General features: G+C 61.9%; 7 protein-coding genes. 5 read left to right on the forward strand and 2 right to left on the reverse strand.

What is annotated here, in order from left to right; genetic code table 11:
* On the forward strand, positions 1-1,207 hold a 1,207-nt coding region (locus I8N66_RS31020), incomplete at its 5' end, for a D-aminopeptidase (protein ID WP_291162361.1).
* Between the two features lie 89 nt (positions 1,208-1,296).
* Here I8N66_RS31020 and I8N66_RS31025 read toward each other — a convergent pair.
* Positions 1,297-2,049 (reverse strand): aminoacyl--tRNA ligase-related protein, encoded by a 753-nt coding sequence (locus I8N66_RS31025; RefSeq protein ID WP_113537306.1) that lies wholly within the window; start codon positions 2,047-2,049, stop codon positions 1,297-1,299.
* Between the two features lie 1,259 nt (positions 2,050-3,308).
* Here I8N66_RS31025 and I8N66_RS31030 point away from each other — a divergent pair.
* From I8N66_RS31030 to I8N66_RS31040, 3 genes are read left to right on the forward strand one after another with little or no spacing between them, the layout of a single operon-like run.
* Positions 3,309-4,028, forward strand: a complete 720-nt coding sequence (locus I8N66_RS31030) for an ABC transporter permease subunit (protein ID WP_291162363.1) — start codon at positions 3,309-3,311, stop codon at positions 4,026-4,028.
* A complete protein-coding gene (locus I8N66_RS31035) occupies positions 4,028-4,753 on the forward strand; it encodes an ABC transporter permease (RefSeq protein WP_113537304.1) in 726 nt (241 codons plus the stop codon). The genes I8N66_RS31030 and I8N66_RS31035 overlap by 1 nt, the downstream gene beginning before the upstream one ends.
* Positions 4,746-5,525: an ATP-binding cassette domain-containing protein gene (locus tag I8N66_RS31040; RefSeq protein ID WP_291162366.1), complete on the forward strand. Its 780-nt coding sequence runs from the start codon at positions 4,746-4,748 to the stop codon at positions 5,523-5,525. The genes I8N66_RS31035 and I8N66_RS31040 overlap by 8 nt, the downstream gene beginning before the upstream one ends.
* Positions 5,526-5,547: 22 nt before the next feature.
* Here I8N66_RS31040 and I8N66_RS31045 read toward each other — a convergent pair whose 3' ends face one another.
* On the reverse strand, positions 5,548-6,432 hold the full coding sequence (locus I8N66_RS31045; protein ID WP_291162368.1) for a MurR/RpiR family transcriptional regulator: 885 nt from the start codon (positions 6,430-6,432) through the stop codon (positions 5,548-5,550).
* A 175-nt stretch (positions 6,433-6,607) separates the two neighbouring features.
* On the opposite strand from I8N66_RS31045, the gene I8N66_RS31050 reads away from it, so the two are divergent.
* Positions 6,608-7,867 carry an FAD-binding oxidoreductase gene (locus tag I8N66_RS31050; protein ID WP_291162370.1) on the forward strand — a complete coding sequence of 420 codons (1,260 nt, stop codon included), beginning with the start codon at positions 6,608-6,610 and terminating at the stop codon, positions 7,865-7,867.
* The last annotated feature ends 25 nt before the right edge of the window (positions 7,868-7,892 follow it).

Raw genomic sequence — 7,892 nt, forward strand, 5'->3', positions numbered from 1 at the left:
TCCTGGCATAGTTCCCGTGCTGTTAGGGGAGGACGGCAACCACCCCATCTCCTACAACAATGCCAACTTTCGAATGATTGGCGAACTCATCGAGCGGGGAACGGGCCGCGCGTTCGGTGAGCTTATGGCCGAGCGCATTTTCGCGCCAGCTGGTATGAAAACCGCGGAACTCGCCGCAGACACCCGTTTTCCGCTCGACGGCGTGGTCGGCTATGAGGGTAACGACGACGTCGGCTTTCTGCCGGCGCAGAACGGTGTCTTTTGGTTCGGCGACTCCGGTATTGCCGCATCGCTCGACGATCTGCTGGCCTGGGAACTGCATATTGACGCGACCCGCAATGACCCCCGCAGTCTCTACAATCGTTTGTCGGTACCGGTCACCTACGCAGACGGATCGCCGGCCAGCTATGGCTACGGGCTTCGCCGCGACACGGTCGGAGGCATCAAGATCACCGGGCATGGCGGGGGCCTGCGGGGGTTCAGCTCCTTCCGGCTCCATGCGGCGGAGGAACGACTTTCCGTCGTGGTCATGTTCAACCATGACACCAGCACTTTCACAGCTGCCACCGCCCTTCTAAGCGCTGCGCTCGGTCGCGAACCTGCCAGCGACACCATGCGTCCCGAAAATTGGGATGGCCTTTGGCTCGATGAGGAACAGGGCCTCGTCGTGCGGACCGCCCAGGACACGACTGGCGTCAAGCTGTACTACGCGCCGTCGGCGGCGCGGCTCACGGTTTCGGCCGACGGCGTCGCCCGTGGTCACGCGGTCAGCTTGAAAAAGGATGGCGAGCTGCTCGTGATGCAGCGCGAAAACGAAAACCTCCGGGTAACGGCTCGTCCCCTGGTCCCCATCGAGTGGGCCGATGGCTTCGCCATTGCCGGGTGTTACTGGTCGGACGAGCTAGAGGCTCATCTTGAGATCGAGGCCCGTGGCGGTGCCGTGCACGCCCTATTCAGGGGAATGCTCGGCACGGGGCCGATGGAACGCATGTACGTTCTGGCCGAGGACATCTGGATCATCACGACAAGGCGTTCGATGGATGCCGCTCCTCCCGGCGATTGGACCGTCCAAGTGGAGCGCAACGCCGCCGGTATGGTTGCAGGCCTCACAATTGGCTGCTGGCTCGCTCGTAAGATCAGCTATCGGCGCATCAGTGCCGGCGACGAGCCCGGCCAATCGCCGGCGCTTCTCCGATCGGCGGGATGAGGTCACGCGCCCAACGGCATTTTGGCGTGCTCGCTTTGGACGGTCGCCTCAGTGCTTGGCCGAGACGACCTTGCGCTGTCGCCTTCCCGCTATGCTTGGTCCGCTGCTATCGCCCAATTGTGGAGGCACCGATCGAGGCCGATAGCGATCTCGAGAACGAGGACGTCGTGCTCGCGCGTTGCGCCACCTTTCGACCGGGAGGCGAATTTTCTCGGAAAGTCGGTCCTGCGTGAAATTGAGCAGACTTCCATCCACTTGAAGCCATTGTCGATCTCGATATCCATCGTAACCTGCGAATAGCTCGGGAGCCGATCGGATTCAACGATCCGGGTTGGAAGGTTGATCATCGATGCAATCATCTTTCGGACTGGTTCCAGGCATGCCGCGTGATAGTCCATGCCTGTGTCGGCGGTGAAAGCTGCCTGGAACTCCATCTGCCAAAATTCCTTCAGGCGCATGTGGGCGGTGGTCTGCTCTTGCTCGCGACGATAGGAGCGGCCGGCCTGCCAGACGCAAAGGGGCAGCTTTGCCCCTGAGTGGGTGTCGAGGAGGTGGGTCATGTAGGCGTAGGTAGACGGTGTCGTCTCCGGTCGGAGGACGAGTTCGGTCTCGGTCCCTGCGATCCTTTCCTGAGCCCAGATGTCGGTGTTCTCGTAGGCATCGGAGATCATGTGGCGGGGGATGAGCGTCGGCGCTTCGACGCGGCGCATGTCCCATGCGGGATTGATCGAGCGGAGGAAGGCTCTGACCTCTTCCGAGAAGTGGCGGATGAACGCCTCGCGCCGGAGGATTTCGCGTTCCTCCCAATGCACGAGCGAATTTACATTCAGAATGCTGAGCATGGCCTACTCTCCTGGTAGCCATTGAAGGATGAGGTGAATGCTTTACGTCCAGTCGAGCGCGCATAGACGCGCGGCATCACGACTGGACGCGAAGACCTCGTCCGCCGCACACGCACACTGAGGCAGTCCGCAGGTTGCGGCCTTTCCTCATGGATGGTGCAGGCAAGTTGCTCATGGTGCGAATAGATGCACTAGGGGTTGCTGACCGTCAATCCTCTTGGCGCACGGACTTCTACAACCGGTCAAGCCGCGCCGGCGGGCGTCGGCCGCGGTCTGATGGCGCTCAAGACGGCACATCACATCGAACAGCGCGTCTGGATACCATTCACGGCGGCGTCGGGAATGAGTTCCTTGATTTCCGGATGGAGTTTCACTGCGGCCGACATTTCCGCTGGGGAGTGTGCGAAGAACCGGCCGAGACGAAGTCGATCTCAAGTTCGGAGCTGGGATTGCTTGGATGGGTGGACCCCAGAGCGCTTGGTCGATTGGGACCGGGGCGAGCGCTCTGGGATCACTAGCGCCAATGGACGGAGGGCAGTCCGATGCTCTTTGGCGCCTGGACAGCATGGCGGCTGGTTTCCGAATGGGCAATGCAGCTAGGACCTTTGCCAGTCCACCTCGGACCTAAGTCCGAGGTCTTTTCCCTTTTCATCAGCAGACGGGCTTAGCAAAGAGGCACGACGGGTTTTGGTCTTGCGGAACAAACGCGCCCAGATTTCGCCTTCGCAAAATGCCCCCGAGTGAACAACGCCGGGGGCTTTTGTCGTTCAAGGAGGCCAGCATAAGGCTGATGCTTGCCGCCACTTTTCAACTGAACAGGCGCCATTTCCGATCGGAGCCTACGGCCTGCGGACAGGCCAGGGCGATGCATCCCTGTCGCGGCATTACCTTCGTTTTGATTGAAATATGTATCCTATATTGCGTTATTTATGCATGCGATTTGTTTCGATCATGAGGCCAGGAACGTTCGCAATCATCGCCTCCTTCGTCGAGCTTCACCGCTGGGACCCGCATGGAGATAGCGAATGGATGCGCTTTTCCATTCGTTATATGCGGATTTCTCCATCAGAGTCCGAATTTCCATGAGATACATCGTCAGTTAATTGACAGGAAAATTGTATACGTTATAAAGCTGACATAGCCCGAATGGGTGCGGGTCTGCGAGGAGTGCGGGCCGGAGGAGGAACAGCAATGGCAGAGGAACGGCGGCCAACTGGCCCCGATGGCGCCCGCGCGCCTATGTGTCGGGGAGGGGTCTGATGCAGGATCCAACCTTCCTGGAACTCGTCGGCTTTGGTCCCGATGGGTGGGGCGCCGCGCTCCTGATAGCGACCGGAATGACACTTGCTGTCGCCACCGGCGGCTTTGCAGCCGGTTCGGTCATCGGTGCGGGCGTCGCCGGCGCAAAGATCTCCCGCAGCAGGACGCTGCGCATATTCGGCGACGGTTACACGACCGTACTGCGCGGCATTCCTGACCTTCTCGTTATCTATCTCTTTTACTTCGGCGGCAGCGCCGCGCTCGGTGTTGTGGGGCAGCTCTTCGGTGCAGACGGCTTCATCGGCATGCCTGCCTACCTGACTGGTGTACTCGCCATTGGCGTTGTCTCCGGCGCCTACCAGGCGGAAGTCTTTCGCGGCGCGTTCAACACGATCAGCCGCGGCGAACTGGAAGCGGCGCGCTCGGTGGGCATGGGTACCGCACTTCGCCTGCGGCGCATCATCGTTCCGCAGGTGCTGCGTTATGCCATTCCCGGCCTCGGCAACACATGGCAGCTCGTGCTGAAGGAATCGGCGCTGATTTCCGTGACGGGCCTTGTGGAACTGCTGCGCCAATCGCAGATTGCCGCCGGGTCGACGCGCCGGCCCTTCGACTTCTATATCACGGCCGCCTTTCTCTATCTCGTGATCACAGCAGTCTCTTCCTACCTGTTCCGCCAGGCGGAAGCGCGCTCGCTGCGTGGCGTCAGGAGGGCATGATGGATTTCGCCTTCCTTTGGGGAACTTTGTTGCAGCTCCTGTCCGGGGTGCCCCTGACGCTCAAACTGGCCCTGGTTTCGACTGCGCTCGGTGGCGTGCTCGCCGTACTGCTGACGTGGATGCGCCTGTCGTCGTGGCGTCCCGCCAGCTGGCTGGCGCAGTTCTACGTCTTCATTTTTCGCGGCACGCCGCTCCTCGTGCAGATGTTCGTTATCTACTACGGCCTCGGCCAGTTCCGGCCTACGCTACAGGCCTGGGGGCTGTGGGGGTTCTTTCGTGAGCCTTACTGGTGTGCGATCTTCGCCCTGAGCCTCAACACGGCGGCCTATGCATCCGAGATCCTGCGCGGCGGCCTGCAGGCCGTGCCACGCCAGCAGGTCGAGGCGGCGCGTGCCTGCGGGATGTGGGGCCTCCTGCTCTACCGTCGTATCATTTTCCCGATCGCCTTCCGCCAGGCACTGCCGGCCTATGGCAGCGAGATCATCCTGATGGTGAAGGCAACCTCGCTCGCGTCCGTCATCACGATGCTGGAAGTCACCGGCCTTGCCGCCAAGCTCATCTCCCAGTCCTACAGGGCCCTGGAAGTCTTCGTCGTTGCCGGACTTCTTTACCTCGCGCTGAACTTTGTCATCACTCGTCTCGTCGCGCTCGTCGAATGGTGGCTGACGCCCGACCTGCGCCCCGCCCCGTCCCCTGCTTCCGGAGCCGCGTTGCACCATGCTTGATATTGCATCCACCACGCCTGCCGTCTCCATCCGAAACCTGCGCAAGAGTTTCGGCGCGTTCGAAGTGCTGAAGGGCATTTCCTTTGACGCGCGGGAAGGCGAGGTCATTTCCGTGCTCGGCTCGTCCGGTTCCGGCAAATCGACGATGCTGCGCTGCATCAACATGCTGGAAGTGCCGAGCGATGGCGAGATTCGCATCGAAGGCGAGGCGATCCGGCTGAAGGACAGCCGCCATGGCCGACAGCCTGCAGATGCCCGACAGCTAAGCCGCCTGTGCAGTAATGTCGCCATGGTGTTCCAGAGCTTCAATCTCTGGTCCCACATGACGATCCTCGAAAACGTCATGGAAGCGCCGGTCCATGTGCAGAAGCGGCCGAAGGGCGAATGCCGCGACGAGGCACTGGCCCTGCTCGCCAAGGTCGGCATCGCCGACAAGCGCGACTACTACCCGGCGCATCTCTCCGGTGGTCAGCAGCAGCGTGCGGCGATCGCCCGTGCGCTTGCGATGAAGCCGAAGGTGATGCTGTTCGACGAGCCGACTTCGGCACTCGATCCCGAATTGGTCGGCGAGGTCCTGCGGGTTATGCGGGGTCTGGCTGACGAGGGGCGCACCATGCTCGTCGTCACCCACGAAATGGCATTTGCCCGGGATGTTTCGAACCGCGTCATCTTCCTGCACCAGGGGCTGGTCGAGGAGGATGGCGATCCGGCCGAAGTCTTCACGGCACCGCGCTCTGAGCGCTTCCGCAAATTCATCTCGTCCCATGGCTAGGTCGATGGGCGCGGTCACGCCGCTACTTCTGTCCCCGGGAATAGCCGACAAAGCTCTCGTAGAGGTCAGCAACGCTGTTCAATCGCGCCTCGACCGAAGGTCCGCGGTGGGCGAACACGCTGTTGAGCAGCAACTGCATCAGCGTCCACATGCCGGAGGTCGCGTCCCAGAAGAGATTGAGGTCCGTCGGTACGGCGAAGACTTCGTCGCCATAGCTCGCGGCCCAGTCGCAATAGAGATCGGTGATGATGGTGATGGGGATGCCTCGCTCGGCTGCCTTTGCGGCCAGCAGTTCGCACTGGCGGGAGTAACGCCGCGCATCGATCAGCACCAGCGTGCAGCCGACAGGATCCGTCAGCAGAACCTCTGCGAAATTACCGCCGGCAATATCGACCATCTGCACGTTGTCACGCAGATACCGCAGCATGTGGACGAAAGCCTCGGCAAGGCCGCGCTCGGTCTGGAAACCGGCAACAAACACCCGGTCGGCCTCCGCGATGCGCTTGGCCGCCCGGTTCCACGCATCCGTATGGGCATGTTCGTAGACGCGCACCACGGAGGCAACTGCGAGCTCCAGGCTGCGTGCCAGCGTGTCGTAGGCGGCGCTCTTTTGCTGCAGATCGCGCAGCCGGTCACCGAGCAACCAGGGACTGTCGCTGATGTCGTCCTTGAGCGACTCCTTGAGCTCCTTGAACCCATCGTAGCCGATCGACCGGCAGAAGCGGCCGACCGTCAGCTCACTGACGCCCACCTTGTCGGCGACGCTGCGCGAGGTCTCGAAAGGCAGGGCGCTGATATTGGCGAGCATGAAGTTTGCCAGCGCTTTGCCCGAGGCCGACGCTTCCGTCAGTGCCTTGGTGAGCCGCTGGCGCACCGAGCTGTTGTCCATCCAGTTCTGGTTTCGCATTTGCCTGCCGTCTGCCTCCCGTCGTTCGCTCGGTTCCCGGATAGTGCCGCGTGCACAATGCTCCAGCACGGCAGGCCTCCGATCGATGCCCCTCGAGGGAGGTTATATAGCTGACATTGCTGGAATTAAAGTTAGAAAACAATCATTTCGTTCTTGTCGATCCGGATTACAGCCTATGCCTCAGAGCGCCAGCCCAGCAAAAGATGTACTCGTCCTTGGTGCCGGAATTGTCGGCGTATCCATAGCGCTTCACCTGCAAAAGCGGGGAAAAACCGTGCTTCTGGTCGATCGCCGCGCACCCGGCGAGGAGACGAGCCATGGCAATGCCGGCCTCATCGAGCGGGCGAGCGTCATCCCCTATGGCTGTCCGCGGGATATTGCGACGCTTCTGAAGTATGCGACGAACCGGTCTGCCGACGTGCGGTTTCGCTGGACGTTTTTGCCGACACTGCTGCCCTGGATCGCCCGTTTCTGGTTCGAGTCCTCCAGCCGACGCCTGCGGCGGGCCGCGGTGGACATGCTGCCACTGATCGAGCGTTCGGTCGTCGAGCATAGGGAGTTGATGGATGAGGCTGGCATCCTCAGCAAGGCTCGCCATTCGGGCTGGATCGAAGCCTATCGCACGGAAAAGGCGTTTGCCGCAGCCAAACTTGCCGCGCGTGCACTGGACGAGTTCGGAATCCGCTACGAGTTCCTGGGGCCGCCGGACCTTGCGGCGCGCGAGCCGCACCTTGCCGGCCGCTTTGCCGGCGCCGTGCATTGGCTCGATCCGGCGACGGTCGCCGATCCCGGCGGGCTGGTGAAGGACTACGCCGGACTCTTCGTGCGCAAGGGCGGCGAGATCCTCAAGGCCGATGCGACGACGCTTGTCCAGGACAAGAACGGCTGGAGCATTCGGGCGAATGGCGGCGTCGTTCACGCGCGGGAGGCGGTGGTGGCACTCGGCCCATGGTCGGACGCGATCTACGGTCGCCTCGGATATCGCGTGCCGCTCGCCGTCAAGCGCGGCTACCATGTGCATATCGAGCCGGCAGGCGAAGCCGTTCTCAACCATCCCATCGTCGATGCCGAGCGCGGCTACCTGCTGGCTCCGATGACCAAGGGAATTCGCCTAACGACCGGCATTGAATTTGCCTCAAGAGACGAAGCGCCGACGCCCGTCCAGATCGACCAGACGGAGCCACATGCCCGCACGATCTTTCCGCTTGGCCGGCGTGTCGAGGCGACGCCGTGGATGGGCGCGCGGCCTTGCCTGCCGGACATGCGCCCCATCATTGGCCCGGCGCCGCGCCACAGGGGCCTGTGGTTTGCCTTCGGCCACAATCACCACGGGCTGACACTCGGCCCGGCCACCGGCCGGCTCCTTGCGGAGATGATGACCGGCGAAACACCGTTCGCCGACCCTTCGCCCTACGTCATGAGCCGGTTCGGCTGATTTTTCGGAATATTGGAGATACCGA

Source organism: Ensifer sp. SSB1, from assembly GCF_016652895.1.
Taxonomy (GTDB): Bacteria; Pseudomonadota; Alphaproteobacteria; order Rhizobiales; family Rhizobiaceae; genus Ensifer.

Bases quoted from the DNA above. Each gene is read 5' to 3' on its own strand.
- I8N66_RS31035 (WP_113537304.1), top strand. From the start codon at position 4,028: ATGGATTTCGCCTTCCTTTGGGGAACTTTGTTGCAGCTCCTGTCCGGG.
- I8N66_RS31050 (WP_291162370.1), top strand. From the start codon at position 6,608: ATGCCTCAGAGCGCCAGCCCAGCAAAAGATGTACTCGTCCTTGGTGCC.
- I8N66_RS31040 (WP_291162366.1), top strand. From the start codon at position 4,746: ATGCTTGATATTGCATCCACCACGCCTGCCGTCTCCATCCGAAACCTG.
- I8N66_RS31030 (WP_291162363.1), top strand. From the start codon at position 3,309: ATGCAGGATCCAACCTTCCTGGAACTCGTCGGCTTTGGTCCCGATGGG.
- I8N66_RS31045 (WP_291162368.1), bottom strand. From the start codon at position 6,432: ATGCGAAACCAGAACTGGATGGACAACAGCTCGGTGCGCCAGCGGCTC.
- I8N66_RS31025 (WP_113537306.1), bottom strand. From the start codon at position 2,049: ATGCTCAGCATTCTGAATGTAAATTCGCTCGTGCATTGGGAGGAACGC.